Here is a 13,861-nt window from a genome sequence, read left to right as displayed (position 1 = left end):
TCAATTGCCGGCTGCGATTGTCGCAGGCGGCGTGGGCGGCATCATGCCAGCATTCTTTCGCGCCAAGCGGTCACCGCCTGGGCGAGTTGCTCGGCCACGCTGTGGCCTTCAATGCGCAGGCCCAGCATCGCGGCGGCCTGACCCAGCGCTTGCTCGGGCTGACCCAAGTCGAGCGCTGCGGCCCCGTTTTGCTTGGACAGTTTTTGCCCGTCTTGGCCCAGCACCAAGGGCGTGTGCAGATAACGCGGCAGCGGCAGGCCGAGCAATTGCTGCAGGCGGATCTGACGTGGCGTGTTGTCGGCCAAGTCTTCGCCGCGCACGATGTCGCTGATGCCTTGCTCGGCATCATCGACCACCACCGCCAACTGGTAGGCCCACAGCCCGTCGGCACGTTTGAGCACAAAGTCGCCAACCTCTTGGCTGAGGTTTTGCTCTTGCGCGCCGAGGCGCCGGTCCTGCCAGCGCAGGGTCAGGTCTTGCGTTTGCGCTTGATCGGCCGTGCTGCGCAGGCGCCAGGCTCGGGCCGCTTGGCCCTCGGGCAGGCCTGTTCGACAGGTACCGGGGTAGACCAACTCGCCATGCCGTTCGCTCAAGCGCCCGCGGGCAGCCAAGGCCTCGCTGATTTGCTTGCGCGAGCAGGCGCAGCCATAGACCCAGCCCGTGTCTTGCAAATGCTGCAGGGCCTGGGCATAGCGGGCCTCGCGGGTGGATTGCCAAAGTGGCGGCTCGTCCGGAAACAGGCCACAGCGGCTCAGCTGATCCAGAATCAGCCGGTCCGTGCCAGGCGGGCAGCGCGGCCCATCAATGTCTTCGATGCGGATCAGCCAGCGCCCGCCGTGCGCCCGGGCGTCCAGCCAACTGGCCAGCGCCGCCACCAGGGAGCCGGCATGCAAGGGGCCGGTCGGGGAGGGCGCGAATCGCCCGATATAGGGCCTGCGGGATTTCATGAACTCAAAACACTCAAAGAATCAGACCCTCATGCTGTTCAAGCAAGGCTTGGCGGGTGCTGGGGCTTTGCAGCTGTTGCAACCACCAGGCCAAGGCTTGCCCCGGCAATTGCGCTCCATTGCCGCCACCTTTGCGCCAGGCGTAGTGCATAGGAAAACGGTTGGGCGCCTGCTTGCGCGACAGCTCGACCAAGCGGCCGGCTTCAATATGGCGGCGCACCATGGCGCGCGGCAAATTGCCGCAACCAATGCCGCGCAACATGGCTTCGAGCTTGCTGGACATGCTGGGCAGGGTCAGCACTTCCTGGCCGGGCATGACGCCAATCGTCATCGGTGCCAGGCTGCGGGCGGTGTCGGCCACGGTGATGATGCGGTGCTCGGCAATCGTGCTCAGCTCCAGCGGCTGGGCCTGCTGCGCTAAGGGGTGATGCGGCGCGGCGCAGAACACCATCTCCATCTCACCCAAGAGCTCGCAATGCACCGCGCTGCCCGGCGGCTGGGCCGAGGTGCCGATGGCCAGGTCGGCCTGGCCCGAGATCAGCGCTTCCCAGGTGCCGGACAAGACATCGACGCGGAGCTTCAGACGCGTTGGCGGGGCGCTGGGCGAGTCTGGGCTGCCCGCATTGATTTGATAGAAGGCTTCCATCAGGTCAAAGATGGCGCGGCGTGCAATGGCGTCGTCAATGACCAGCGTGAGTTCGCTCTCCCAGCCGGTGGCGATGCGGCGCACCCGGTTCGCCACTGCATCGATCTCCTGCAGCAAGCGGCGGCCTTCCCTCAGGAGTTCTTGGCCGGCGGCCGTCAGCTCCGCTTGGCGCGAGCGGCGGTCAAAGAGCAGGACATCCAGCGCCTCTTCCAATTGACGCACGCTGTAGGTCAGCGCCGAGGGCACTTTGCCCATCTCGCGTGCGGCCGCCGCAAAGCTTCCGGTGCGGGCGATGGTGTCCATCATGCTGAGCGCTTCTGGGGTCAGCGCCCGGTATTTTTCCGGTTTGTGCATCGGGTCAAAGAATCGAATGGGGTTTCATCTTATTTGAATGATGCCTTCAAGGCCCGAGGACCATGAATCGACTGGCTTCCCCTACAGTGAAGCCATGCCGCAAACGCTGTGGCCCACCACCAAGGAGTCGAGTCATGCTTGAACTGATCAAATCTTCCGAACGCGGCTACGCCGATCATGGCTGGCTGAAGTCCTTCCACAGTTTCTCTTTTGCCGACTACTTCGATGCCAAGCGCATGGGCTTCGGCGCCTTGCGCGTCATCAATGAAGACCGCATCGCTCCGGGCACCGGCTTTGGCACCCATGGTCACCGCGATATGGAAATCATCAGCTATGTGCTGGAGGGTGAACTGGCGCACAAAGACAGCATGGGCAATGGCACGGCCGGTGGCGCCCACAGCGGCGTGATTCGGCCCGGCGATGTGCAGCGCATGAGTGCGGGCACGGGCGTGCGCCATAGCGAGTTCAACCATGCCGAGGGCCGCAGCACCCATTTCTTGCAAATCTGGATCCAACCCGACCAACTGGGCCTGGCGCCGGGCTATCAGCAAGAGCATTTTCCGGCCAGCGAAAAGCGTGGTCGCCTTCGCTTGATCGCCTCGGCGGACGGCGCCGAAGGTTCGGTGCGCATGAATGCCAATGCCAAGTTGTATGCGGGCTTGCTGGACGGCAGTGAAAACGCCTCGCTGGAGTTGGCACCCGGACGCCTCGCCTATGTCCATCTGGTGCGCGGCAGCTTGCAGGTGAATGGCCAGACTTTGGCGGGCGGCGACGCCTTGCAGCTGAGCGATGAATCGCGCGTGCAGCTGGAAGCCGGCCAAGATGCTGAGGTGCTGGTCTTTGATTTGGCCGCTTGATCGACTGACTCGTTAAAGCCGCTTCTTTGATCTTTGGGCGGGCTCTTCTGGCACTATCCTTGCGTCTGTTTGTTCTGACCCTTGTGCCGACCCTTGTAAGTTGAGCCCCACCTGCCATGAAGAAGCTGCTTGATCTTGTCGCCTTTTTGCCCTTGTTGGATTGGTTGGCGCTGCTGGTGTTTTTTGCGGCTTGGTTGGGCTATGCCAGCTTTGCCAAGCGGCGTTCGCAGCATGATGGCTCGCTCCTAGCGGCCACCAATCTGGAGCGCTGGCGCTGGATGTATCAGGCCACTTTTCGGGATGTGCGCGTGGTCGACGGGGTGGTGGTGCAAAACCTCTCCACCAGCCCCTCCTTTTTTGCCTCCACCACCATTCTGATCATCGGTGGCTTGCTGGCCATGTTGGGGGCCGGCGAGAAAGCTTCCGAGTTGGTGCGTGAGTTGCCTTTCACGGTGCGCACCTCTGAGTTGGTCTTCGAGCTCAAACTGGTCTTGTTGACGGCGATTTTTGTCTACGCCTTCTTCCGCTTCACCTGGAGCATGCGGCAATACACTTTTGGCGCTTTGCTGGTGGGCTCGGCCCCGGATCACACCCGTTTTGAAAGTGGTGAAGCTTCACGCGAGGCGTTTGCGGACCGCGCCGGCCGTGTCATGGGACTGGCGGCCGAGACCTTCAATGACGGGCTGCGCGCCTACTACCTGTCCTTTGCGGCTGTCGCTTGGTTTTTTTCGCCCTGGGCGTTTCTGGTGGCGACCTTCGGCGTGATCTATGTGCTGTACCAGCGCGAGTTCCACTCGGACGTTTTGAAGGTGCTGCGCTCCGAAGTGGCTTGAATATCGGCCCCTAGGTCTTGGGCCGAGGCGCGATCAAGGGCAGGGTGATGAAGACCGAGGTGCCGCGTCCCGGTGCTGACTCGATTCTCAAGACGCCGCCCAAGGTCTTGCTGACCAGGTTGTCCACGATGGACATGCCCAGACCGCTGCCGCCGCGACCGATCTTGGTGCTGAAGAAGGGGGTGAAGAGCTGTACCAGCGTCGCCTCGTCCATGCCGCGCCCATTGTCCTGGCAGATGATCTGCACATGCTCGGCGCCGGCCCAGTCCGCGCTGATCAAAAACTCGCCGTCTTGGTTCAGTCCTTCAAAAGCGTGCAGATAAGCGTTGTTGATCAGATTGGTCAGCACCTGCTCGAGCGGGCCAGGGTAGCTGTCGAAGCGCATGCCCTCGGGGATGTCCACCTTGATGCGAATCTTGTCGTGCTTCTGGCGTTTCAGTCCCGGCGCCAAGGCGTCCAACAATTCCTGCACCACCAGGTTCAGATCGAAGGGGCGTCTTTGTTCGCTGGCCTGATCGGTGGCGACCTGCCTGAAACTCTTGATCAAGTCGGTCGCGCGCTCCATATTGCGCACCGCCAGCTCGCTGCCTTCAATCATCTGATTCAAAAACTGGTTCAGCTCGCTGCGGCGCATGCCTTCGCCCTTGGCCAACTGCTGCTGGAACTCTTGGGCCAGCGCGGCCAAAGTGCTGGCGCCAATCAGGCCATTGCTCATGGGGGTGCTGAGTTCATGGGAGACACCCGCCACCAAGGTGTTCAAGGTGGCCTTGGCTTCGCTGCGCACCAAGGCTTCGCGGGCCAGGCGCAGCTTTGACATGGCCTCTTCGAGCTCGGCGCTGCGCTCGGCAACGCGGTGTTCCAAGGTGTTGTTGAGCTCCAGAATGCGCGCCTCGGCCTGCTTGCGGGCTTCGATTTCCACCATGGTGCCGGCAATCAAGAGGGCCTGGCCTTGGCTATCTCTTTGCAAAACCCTGCCGGAGTTCGAGACCCAAACCCAGCCGCCTGAGGCGTGCCGACGCCGGTAGTCGACGCTGTAGGCCGGCGTTTCGCCGCGCAGGTGTTGGTGCAGGGCTTGCTCGATCAGGGCCACATCGTCCGGGTGGCAGTCGTTTTGCCAGCGATAGTTCGGCCTTGCACGGAACTCCGCCGGGTCCAGCCCGCCAATCTCGGCCCAGCGATTATTGACGCGGATCTCACCGCTCAAAAAGTTGTACTCCCAACTGCCCGCATGGGTGCCGTCGATGACGTTTTGCAGGCGCTGGCGTTCATCCATCAGCGAAAGCTGGGCGTTCTGCAGCCTGCGTCGGTCTTGCAGTGTGCGCCCCGCGGCCACCATCAAGAGCAAGGTGCACAGCAGACCGGCGGCAAGAATCCAGCCGGCAAAACTGGGCGGTAAGGCGGCAAAGAACTCAGGCCGAGGGCGCAGCAAGACATGCCAGCTGCGTTGGGCCACGTTCAGGGTTTTGGTCCGATCGCGGGCATGGGGCTCGCTGAGTTCGACGGCGCGGCTGGCGTAAATGGGCTTGCCCCGCGTTGCGGCCTCGTCAAACATCAGCAGGTCCAGATGGGCGGCCTCGGCCCGCTCGCTGGCTTGCTTGAGCAGCGGGGGCAACTCGATCACCAGGGCCAGATAGCCGCGCAGATGGCGCGGGCTCGCGCTGAAGCCTTCAAAGTAGACCGGCGCAGTGATGGCAAAGCCAAAGGCCGTGGACGCGTGGATGTCACCGTGCAAGACCCGAAAGCTCTCTGAGGCCACAGGCTGGCCCAGGGTGGCCGCTTGCAACTTGGACTTCATCCGCAGCGCATCGGCGGCCAGATTGAAACCAAGAGCCGCATTGCTTTCGGGCCAGGCATACAGGACCGGCAGGTATTGATCGCGCGGCGGGGCCGGCAGCCAAGTGCCAGTCTTTTCGTCAGGTTCCACCACGCGGAAGCCCTCCAGCCCCTGCGCCCGCGCCTCTTTTTCAAACTGAGTCCGCTCGGTCGCCGTGACGATGGGCTGCCATTCCAGTACTTTGACGCTGGGCAAATGCTCGATCAGGCCTTGGGCATAACGGCTGAACTCGGCGCGCTGAAGCTGCGGCTTTTGTTCCAGCATCAGGCTGGCGTTACGCGCCGCTTCGGCGGCACGAATCAGCTCCAGCTCCACCGAGCTGAGCACCGTGTTCACCGCCGCGTTGAGGATTTCTTCCTGCCGTAAGGCTTCGGCATCTCGGAGAGCGCGGTAGCCCATGCTGCACATGCTGCCGCCAATCAGGGCAATGGCAGCCAGCAGTAGGCCGTCCTGTACCCAAGTGCGACGCAAAATAGGCCTGTGAGTTGGCCTCTCGGCCGAGGCGCGGTCGGTCTGGGCGAAGGCGGAGGGTTCCATCAATCAGCCCCGGCCTGCCCTCGGTTTACTTCAGCCCGCCGCTCAGAAATTGCTGAAGCCGCTGGCTTTGCGGCTTCAGCAAAACCTCGCGCGGATTGCCTTCTTCTTCGACCCTGCCCTGGTGCAAGAACAAGGTGTAGTTGGAGACCTCGCGGGCAAAGCCCATTTCGTGGGTGACAACGATCATGGTGCGGCCCTCGGCCGCCAGGTCGCGCATCACCTTCAGCACTTCGCCCACCAACTCCGGGTCCAGCGCTGAGGTGGGCTCGTCAAACAGCATCACCTCGGGCTCCACCGCCAAGGCGCGGGCAATCGCCACCCGTTGCTGCTCGCCGCCGGAGAGCTGGGCGGGATACACGTCTTTGCGGTGGCTCACACCGACGCGCGCCAGCAGCGCCTCGGCCTTGGCGATGGCCTCGGCACGCGGCACGCCCAGCACATGGATGGGGGCTTCGATGACGTTTTCGATCACCGTGCGATGGCCCCAGAGGTTGAAGTTCTGGAACACCATGGCCAGGCGCGAGCGCCAGTGCTGCAGCTGCTTGGCGTCGGCGGACTTGAGGCTGCCGTCGCGGTCGCGCACCAGCTTGAGCTCTTCGCCGTTCAGCGACAAGCGGCCTTCATAGGGCTGCTCCAACAGATTCAGGCAGCGCAAAAAGGTGCTCTTGCCCGAGCCGCTGGAGCCGATCAGGGTGATCACATCGCCGGTCTTGGCCGACAGCGAAACGCCCTTGAGCACCTCGCGTTCGCCGTAGCGCTTGTGCAGGTTTTCAACAATCAAACTGGCTTCAGACATGGCTCAACTCTCTCAGGCGCCCAGCAATTTGCCGGTGCGGGTGGCTTGCAGGCCGGCGACCTTGGCGATTCTCATGCCAGCGGTGGCGAAGCGAACAAAGTCGCGGGCAAAGAACAGGCCATCGACCGGGCTTTTCAGCTCGGTGACGCTGCCGCTGAAGGGGCAGATCACATGGGCCAGCACATCGCCGGCCGCCACGGTTTCGCCCGCTTGGCGCAAAAAGGTCAAGACGCCCGCGGTCTCGGCCTTGATGGGCATACAGCCGGCCAGCGGGCGGGCGTCGCCCACCGCAGCCGGCATGGCCGGGGCCGGGCCGCTGATCAGGCCGCGGTAGTTCAAGAAGTCGATGATGTTTTGCGCGTCGGGCTCGGCCAGACCATGCTCCACATCGGCAGCACCGCGCAACTCCACCGTCACGGCCAAACAGGCTTGCGGAATGGGGAAGCGACCGGGGAAACGCTCCGAAAAGCGCTTGTCCCATTTCCACCAAACCTGCGAGCAGGCCTCGTCGAAAGGGTTGTCGCCCGAGTCCTGCGCCAAGAGGGTGACGCGCGAGCCCAGATAGTTGGACAGCGCTTCGCACTCGGGCCAGCAGGGCGTCTCGGTGTAGAGATGCATGACGGCCTGGGCATCGCAATGCAGGTCGAGCACGATGTCGGCGTCGCAAGACATCAGCATCAAGAGGCGGCGCAGCGACTTCAGTTCGGTGTCCACCGGTGCGGCGGTGATGGCCTTGACCAGTTCGCGCCGCAAGATTTTGACGTTAGCTTCAGCGTCCGGCCCCAGCTCGGCTTCAGCCGCCAAGGCGGCGGCTTCGATTTGGTCCGGGTAATGGCGATTGAAGTTTTCGCCGGTGGTGGACTCAAAGCGACCCAGGTGCATGTGCAGCGCGTACTGCGATAGGCCAATCGGGTTGGCCACCGGCACCAAGATGATCTCGCCGTCGATGCGGCCGGCATCTTCCAGCGCCTGCAGTTTTTGGCGCAAATGGTGGGCCACCAGCATGCCGGGCAATTCATCGGCATGCAGCGAGGCTTGGATATAGGCCTTTTTACCGCCGGGCTTGCCGTAGTGCAGCGAGATCAGCTCGCGCTGCGTGCCGGGGGCGGGGGAGATCAGGGGGTGGTGTTGGATTTGCATCGAGAACGGGTGTCAGGTCGGTGCGGCAGCGCTGCCTTGAAAGCTCTTGCTCAGGTGGGCAGCGCAGGGCCGGCGGATCAGCGCGGCATCAAGGGCTTGAGCCAGCGGGCTTCGGCCTTGTGGAACAGGCCCACCAGGGTCAAGGTCATCAGGAAGTAGAAGACCGCCGCGGTGATGAAGGCCTCGAAAGGGATGTAATAGGTGGAGTTGACTTGGCGCGCCGCGCCGGTCAGGTCCAAGATGGTGACGATGCTGGCCAGCGAGGTGCCGTGCAGCATGAAGATGGCTTCATTGCTATAGGCCGGCAGCGAGCGGCGCAGGGCCGAGGGCAAGATGATGCGGCGAAACATCACCCAGCGGCTCATGCCGATGGCCTTGGCGGCTTCGATCTCACCGGCCGGCAGCGCCTTGATGGCGCCGGCAATGATTTCGGTGGTGTAGGCGCAGGTGTTCAAGACAAAGCTCAGGCAGGCGCAGAACCAAGCCGAACTCAGATAAGGCCAAAACACACTCTCGCGCACCGCTTCGAACTGGGCCAGGCCGTAATAAATCAGAAACAGCTGCACCAGCATCGGTGTGCCGCGGAACACATAGGTGTAGACCCAGATCAGGCGCGACACCATGCCGCCCCAGCCGCCGCTCAAGCTGCGCAAAACGCCCAGCGGCACGGCAAACAAAAGGCCCAAAACAAGCGAGATCACCAGCAACTCAAAGGTTGCCAGCGCGCCGTCCAGATAGAGCGGTAGGTTCTCAACAATGGCTTCGAAATTCATAAAGCACTCTTTCGCACGCCGGTCGAGAAGCGCTTCTCCAGCCAGTTGAAGAGGAACTCACTGGCGGTGGTGAAGAGCAGGTAAATCAGTGCCACCGCCAGATAGAAGACAAAGGGCTCGCGGGTGGACCCGGCGGCTTGCTGGCCGCGCGTCATCAGGTCAGAAAGACCGATCACCGACACGATGGCGGTGCTCTTGATCAGCACCAGCCAGTTGTTCGACAGGCCCGGCAGCGCGTGACGGAACATCTGCGGCCAGGTGATGCGCCAGGCAATCTGCCAAGGCGTCAGGCCGTAAGCCAGGCCGGCTTCCCGCTGCCCCGGCGGCACGGCCAAAAAGGCGCCGCGGAAGGCTTCGGTCAGATAGGCGCCGAAGATGAAGCCAATCGTCAGCACACCGGCGACATAGGGGTTGATGTCGATGTACTCGTCGTGGCCCAGGCTGGTCGCGATGGTGTTCACCGCCACTTGGCCGCCGTAGAAGATCAGCAGCATCAGCACCAGGTCGGGCACCCCGCGGATCAGCGTGGTGTAGGTGTAAGCGAGGGCACGGGCGAAACGCCACTTCGACAGCTTGGCCATCGCGCCCATCAGTCCCAGCGTCATCGCCATGGCCAAAGAGGCCAGGGCCACGCTCAGCGTGACCCCAGCACCCTCCAGCAGGCTGGGCAGGAAGTCAATCAACAGTCCTTGCAAAGCCATCAGGTCTTATTTCTTCGGAGCGATGTCGTAAGGGAAGTACTTGTCATTGAGCTTCTTGAACGTGCCGTTGGCGGACACAGCAGCAATCGCGTCATTGAACTTCTTGCCCAGGGTCTTATCGTCGGCCTTGCGCATGCCCACGCCCGAGCCGGTACCGAAGTACTTCACATCGTCGTAGTTCGGGCCAATGGCGGCGAAGCCCTTGCCTTCGGGCTTGCTCAGAAAGCCTTGGTCGATGGCCACCAGGTCAGCCAGGGTCAGTTCGATGCGGCCCGACTTCAGGTCCAAAAAGGCCTGGTCTTGGGTGGCGTAGCGAACGATCTCGCTTTGCTTGAACATCGCGGCGGCGAATTTTTCATGGATGGTGGCGCGCTGCACACCGATCTTCTTGCCCTTCAGGCCGGCGGGCGAGAAGTCCAGCTTGGCGTCGGCCTTGCCGGCGAACTTGGCGGGGGTGTTGTAGTAGGCGTTGGAGAAGGCGATGGTCTTCTTGCGCTCGTCGGTGATGGACACCGAGGCGATGATGGCGTCGACCTTCTTGGCTTGCAGGGCGGGGATCAAACCGTCGAAGTCTTGTTGCACCAGGGTGCACTCGGCCTTCATCTCGGCGCAATAAGCCAGGGCCAGGTCGATTTCGAAGCCCTTGAGCTTGCCGTCGGCGCCGACTTCAGAGAAGGGAGGGTAGGCGCCTTCAACGCCAATGCGGATCTTCTTCCATTCCGGGGCCTGGGCTTGAGCGGCGAGGGCGCTGCAGCCGAGGGCGATCAGGGCAATCAGTTGACGTTTTTGCATGGCATCTCCAGGGAAGTGGTGAGTAATGAAACCGAAGCAAGCATCTTGCTATGGATGCGAAGCCTCGGCACCTAGGGTTTGAGCGTAGTCAGAAACGCTTGCACCGGCGCCAGGCTGGCGACCGGATCTTCTTCATGCGGCACATGGCCCAGGCCGGGCAGGGTGTGTAGCTGGCTGCCGGCAATATCGCGGGCGAAGGCCTGGCCGTTCACCGGCGGGATCAAACGGTCGCGTTCGCCCCACAAAATCAAGGTGGGCAAGCGCAGCTGCTTGATCCGGTCGACATGGTTGCCGAACTGCATTTGCTCCAGGCGTTGGCTCAAGGCTTTGCGGTTGCCGGCCCGCAGGGTGAGTTCAAAGTAACGGTCAATCAGCTCGGGCGAGACTTTGGCGGGGTCGCCATAAACACTGCGCACACTGGCGGCCACCACCTGGCGCGGCAGTAGGTAATGGCTCAGCCAACTCGCGCCCGGCAGCCGAGCCATATAAAAGCCCAGCGGCACCGCCTCGGGTTTGAAGTCATAGCCACTGGCATCGACCAAAACCAGGCCGGCAGCCAGCTCGGGACGGTCGGCCGCCACCGTCCAGGCCACTTCGCCGCCCAGCGAATTGCCGGCCAGCACTGCGCGCTGCACTTTCAAATGCGCCAGCAGCTGGCTGACAAAGGCGCTGTAGGCCTCGATGCTGTAGTCGCCGCTGACCGCCGGGCCAGTCAGACCAAAGCCGGGCAGGTCGAAGCTGATGACGCGGCGGCTTTTGCTCAGCTCCGCCACCCAGCCTTTCCAGGTGTGCAAGCTGGCCGAAGTGCCATGGATGAGCACGATGGGCAGCGGGTCGTCAGCCGGGCCCTGGTCGCGCACATGCACCAGCTGACCCTTCAGGTCGATGAACTCGGAGGGCGGCGGCGCCCATAGCGGCAAAAGGCTTTCCAGGGTTCGGTCTTCGGCCTTGGTGGCCGCAAAGCCCAGGGCCGCAGCCAGCAGCAAGACGCCCAGCAGGCGCAGCAGCAGGTCCGGCAGGGCCAGGCTTCGTCGCCCACTCATCCGGCGCTGACCTTGCTTTCTGTCGTGCTTTCTGTCGTGCTTTCTGTCGTGCGGTTCGGCTTGGCCCGGTGCGCCTCGCTGGCCGGGCGCTGGATCTCGCTGGCGGCGTGCAAGCCGGCGTCCAGGGCTTCGCGCTCGTCAAACACAAAGCAGCTGCCTTGGTAGTGCGGGCCGCCGGTTTCCTCGAAGTATTTGAGGATGCCGCCTTCGAGCTGGTAGACCGGGCCGTCCAGACCTTGTTGCTGCAAATAGATAGCGGCCTTTTCGCAGCGGATGCCGCCGGTGCAAAAGCTCACCACCGTCTTGCCCATCAGTTCTTCGCGGTGTGCTTGCACGGCCTGGGGGAATTCGCTGAACTTGGCAATGCGCCAGTCGATCGCACCTTCAAAAGTGCCGTAGTCCACCTCGAAGGCATTGCGGGTGTCCAGCGTCACCACCGGGCGGCCCTCGTCGTCATGGCCTTGTTCCAGCCAGCGTGCCAGCGTCACCGCCGGCAGGGCCGGCGCACGCGGCTGCGCATCGGGCCGGATCGCTGGGTGGTTCATGCGGATGATTTCGTTCTTGACCTTGACCAGCAGTTTGCGAAACGGTGTGCTCTCGCTCCAACTCTCTTTGGGCGCCAGGTCAGCAAAGCGCGGGTCTTGACGGAGTGCGTCGACCCAGGCGTTCACCGCTTCGCCGCTGCCGGCCAGAAAGAGATTGATGCCTTCCTCGGCCAGCAAGACCGTGCCCTTGAGCTCCAGGTCCAGCGCGCGCTGATAGAGCGTTTCGCGCAGCGCTGCACAGTCCGGCAGGCTGACGAATTTATAGGACGAGATGTTCAGGACGGGAAGAGTTGCGTTCATGTTCGGGGTCAGGGTCAGGCTGAATTGTAGGCAAGAGCCAGGGGCTGCCCTTCGGGCCGAGGCGATTCGATTGGCGGACGCGCTTCAAGATGCAGTCCAATACGGGCATGAATTCCACTCCCGACACCGAGCAACGCCTGATCGATTTAGAGATCAAGGCCTCCTTCAGCGAAGACTTGCTCGACCAGCTCAATCAAATCATCACCCGCCAGCAAGACCAGATCGATGCCTTGCGGCGCGAGGTGGCGGCGCTGCGCCAACAAATGCCCGAGGCCGGCGGCCCGGCGTTTCGCAGTCTGCGGGACGATCTACCGCCGCATTACTGAGCAGGCTCAGACGCTCAAAAGTTTGTGGATCAGCTCCGGCGTTGACGCGGCGCCGTACTTTTTCATCAAGCGGCCGCGGTAGACATCGACGGTGCGGGGGCTCACGCCCAGGCGGCGTCCGATCAATTTGCTGGTCAGGCCCTCGATCAGCAAAGCGGCAATTTCGCGCTCGCGCGGGGTCAGCTCGGCCTTCAGCTGACGGTGGGCCGACAGGTCTTCAAAACTCCAAATCCCCTCGGCATGGGGGTCCGCCGGGTTCAGCGCGCGGCCGGACACATGGCACCAAAACAGCTGCGCCGAAGCTAGCCGCTTCATCACCCGCTCGTCGGCATAAAAGCCCTGCGCATCGAGGCGGGCGGCAATGCGCTCCCCGGTGCGCTCAAACTCGGCCGGGCTGGGGTAGAGCACTTCGAAGCTCTGACCGATCAATTGCTCACGGCTGGCCGCAAACATGCTTAGCAATTGCTGGTTGCAGTCCACGATCAAACGGCGGGCCGAGATCACCAAGCCGATGGGGGCCAGATCGAAGGCGCTGCGGTAGTCCAGGTTCATCGGTCGTGGGCCAGCGTCGGGAGGCGAGGAGTTTGGCGAGAGGCTTTAGGCGATTCTACGTAATCACTACTTAAGGCATTACGTAGTACGCTTCGCGGATTGCATTTGGCTTGACGGAGACTCACGCATGAACAAGGTATTCCCCAGCGCGGCCGAAGCGCTCCAGGGCATCGTCAAAGACGGGCAGTTGCTGGCGGTGGGCGGTTTCGGCCTCTGCGGCATCCCCGAGGCTTTGATTGCGGCGCTGCGCGACAGCGCGGTCAAGGACCTGACGGTCATCTCCAACAACGCCGGCGTGGATGGCTTTGGCCTCGGCCAATTGCTGGAAACCCGCCAGATCAAGAAGATGATCTCCAGCTATGTGGGCGAGAACAAAGAGTTCGAGCGCCAATACCTGGCCGGCGAGTTGCAACTTGAATTCACGCCGCAAGGCACGCTGGCCGAGAAGCTGCGCGCTGGCGGCGCCGGCATCCCGGCCTTTTACACCCGCACCGGCGTGGGCACCATCGTGGCCGAGGGCAAGGAGCTGCGCGAGTTTGATGGCCACACCTATGTGCTCGAGCATGCGCTGTGCCCTGAGGTCGCCCTGGTCAAGGCCTGGAAGGCCGACAAGAGCGGCAATCTGGTCTTCCGTCGCACCGCCCGCAACTTCAACCCGGCCGCCGCCATGGCCGGCAAGATCACCGTAGTGGAAGTGGAGCAGCTGGTCGAAGTGGGCGAGATCGATCCCGACGCCGTTCACCTGCCGGGCATTTATGTGCACCGCATCGTCGTCAATGCGAACCCGGAAAAGCGCATCGAGAAGCGCACGATTTCCCAATAATTTGGTGGGGCAGAGCGCTCGCTTGAAACACGCAGCGCTGCCCTCAACGACCTGGAGAGAAG

Annotated in this window: 15 protein-coding genes; 4 read left to right on the top strand and 11 right to left on the bottom strand. The window is 62.7% G+C overall.

The annotated features are described in order from the left end of the window. Positions 1 to 41: 41 nt before the first annotated feature. A complete protein-coding gene (gluQRS, locus tag LNV06_RS03330; RefSeq protein WP_263536811.1) occupies positions 42 to 947 on the bottom strand; it encodes a tRNA glutamyl-Q(34) synthetase GluQRS in 906 nt (301 codons plus the stop codon). Between the two features lie 13 nt (positions 948 to 960). Beyond that, positions 961 to 1,947 (bottom strand): LysR family transcriptional regulator, encoded by a 987-nt coding sequence (locus LNV06_RS03325; protein ID WP_263536810.1) that lies wholly within the window; start codon positions 1,945 to 1,947, stop codon positions 961 to 963. A 134-nt stretch (positions 1,948 to 2,081) separates the two neighbouring features. Between LNV06_RS03325 and LNV06_RS03320 the strand changes: the two genes are divergently transcribed. Together LNV06_RS03320 and LNV06_RS03315 are read left to right on the top strand one after the other, a co-directional pair. Beyond that, positions 2,082 to 2,804 carry a pirin family protein gene (locus tag LNV06_RS03320; protein WP_263536809.1) on the top strand — a complete coding sequence of 241 codons (723 nt, stop codon included), beginning with the start codon at positions 2,082 to 2,084 and terminating at the stop codon, positions 2,802 to 2,804. Between the two features lie 116 nt (positions 2,805 to 2,920). Beyond that, entirely contained in the window at positions 2,921 to 3,637 is a 717-nt protein-coding gene (locus LNV06_RS03315) for a DUF599 domain-containing protein (protein ID WP_263536808.1), read from the top strand. A 10-nt stretch (positions 3,638 to 3,647) separates the two neighbouring features. On the opposite strand, the gene LNV06_RS03310 is transcribed toward LNV06_RS03315, so the two are convergent. From LNV06_RS03310 to LNV06_RS03275, 8 genes are all read right to left on the bottom strand, one after another. Next, positions 3,648 to 6,008 carry a CHASE domain-containing protein gene (locus LNV06_RS03310; protein ID WP_263536807.1) on the bottom strand — a complete coding sequence of 787 codons (2,361 nt, stop codon included), beginning with the start codon at positions 6,006 to 6,008 and terminating at the stop codon, positions 3,648 to 3,650. Positions 6,009 to 6,033: 25 nt separating this feature from the next. Continuing rightward, positions 6,034 to 6,804, bottom strand: a complete 771-nt coding sequence (locus LNV06_RS03305) for an ABC transporter ATP-binding protein (RefSeq protein WP_263536806.1) — start codon at positions 6,802 to 6,804, stop codon at positions 6,034 to 6,036. A 12-nt stretch (positions 6,805 to 6,816) separates the two neighbouring features. Further along, the gene (locus tag LNV06_RS03300; protein ID WP_263536805.1) at positions 6,817 to 7,944 is read right to left on the bottom strand and encodes a succinylglutamate desuccinylase/aspartoacylase family protein; all 1,128 of its coding nucleotides are present in this window, start codon (positions 7,942 to 7,944) and stop codon (positions 6,817 to 6,819) included. Positions 7,945 to 8,021: 77 nt separating this feature from the next. Continuing rightward, positions 8,022 to 8,717 (bottom strand): ABC transporter permease, encoded by a 696-nt coding sequence (locus LNV06_RS03295; protein WP_263536804.1) that lies wholly within the window; start codon positions 8,715 to 8,717, stop codon positions 8,022 to 8,024. Next, a complete protein-coding gene (locus tag LNV06_RS03290) occupies positions 8,714 to 9,418 on the bottom strand; it encodes an ABC transporter permease (RefSeq protein WP_263536803.1) in 705 nt (234 codons plus the stop codon). The genes LNV06_RS03295 and LNV06_RS03290 overlap by 4 nt, the downstream gene beginning before the upstream one ends. 6 nt (positions 9,419 to 9,424) lie before the next feature. Beyond that, positions 9,425 to 10,210: a lysine/arginine/ornithine ABC transporter substrate-binding protein gene (locus tag LNV06_RS03285; protein WP_263536802.1), complete on the bottom strand. Its 786-nt coding sequence runs from the start codon at positions 10,208 to 10,210 to the stop codon at positions 9,425 to 9,427. A gap of 71 nt (positions 10,211 to 10,281) precedes the next feature. After that, entirely contained in the window at positions 10,282 to 11,253 is a 972-nt protein-coding gene (locus tag LNV06_RS03280) for an alpha/beta fold hydrolase (RefSeq protein ID WP_263536801.1), read from the bottom strand. After that, positions 11,250 to 12,098, bottom strand: coding sequence for a sulfurtransferase (locus LNV06_RS03275; RefSeq protein WP_263536800.1), 849 nt, complete (start codon positions 12,096 to 12,098; stop codon positions 11,250 to 11,252). Before LNV06_RS03275 ends, LNV06_RS03280 begins: the two co-directional genes overlap by 4 nt. Positions 12,099 to 12,205: 107 nt before the next feature. Between LNV06_RS03275 and LNV06_RS03270 the strand changes: the two genes are divergently transcribed. Next, a complete protein-coding gene (locus LNV06_RS03270) occupies positions 12,206 to 12,424 on the top strand; it encodes a SlyX family protein (protein ID WP_263536799.1) in 219 nt (72 codons plus the stop codon). 6 nt (positions 12,425 to 12,430) lie between these two features. Here the strand turns inward: LNV06_RS03270 and LNV06_RS03265 are convergent, their stop codons facing one another. Further along, positions 12,431 to 12,976 (bottom strand): PAS and helix-turn-helix domain-containing protein, encoded by a 546-nt coding sequence (locus LNV06_RS03265; protein WP_263536798.1) that lies wholly within the window; start codon positions 12,974 to 12,976, stop codon positions 12,431 to 12,433. 127 nt (positions 12,977 to 13,103) lie between these two features. On the opposite strand from LNV06_RS03265, the gene LNV06_RS03260 reads away from it, so the two are divergent. Continuing rightward, a complete protein-coding gene (locus tag LNV06_RS03260; RefSeq protein ID WP_263536797.1) occupies positions 13,104 to 13,799 on the top strand; it encodes a CoA transferase subunit A in 696 nt (231 codons plus the stop codon). The last annotated feature ends 62 nt before the right edge of the window (positions 13,800 to 13,861 follow it).

Source organism: Paucibacter sp. Y2R2-4 (genome assembly GCF_025717535.1).
Taxonomy (GTDB): domain Bacteria; phylum Pseudomonadota; class Gammaproteobacteria; order Burkholderiales; family Burkholderiaceae_C; genus Paucibacter_A.
The sequence above is the reverse complement of the archived record's forward strand: the minus strand, read 5'-3'. Positions and strand labels throughout refer to the sequence as shown.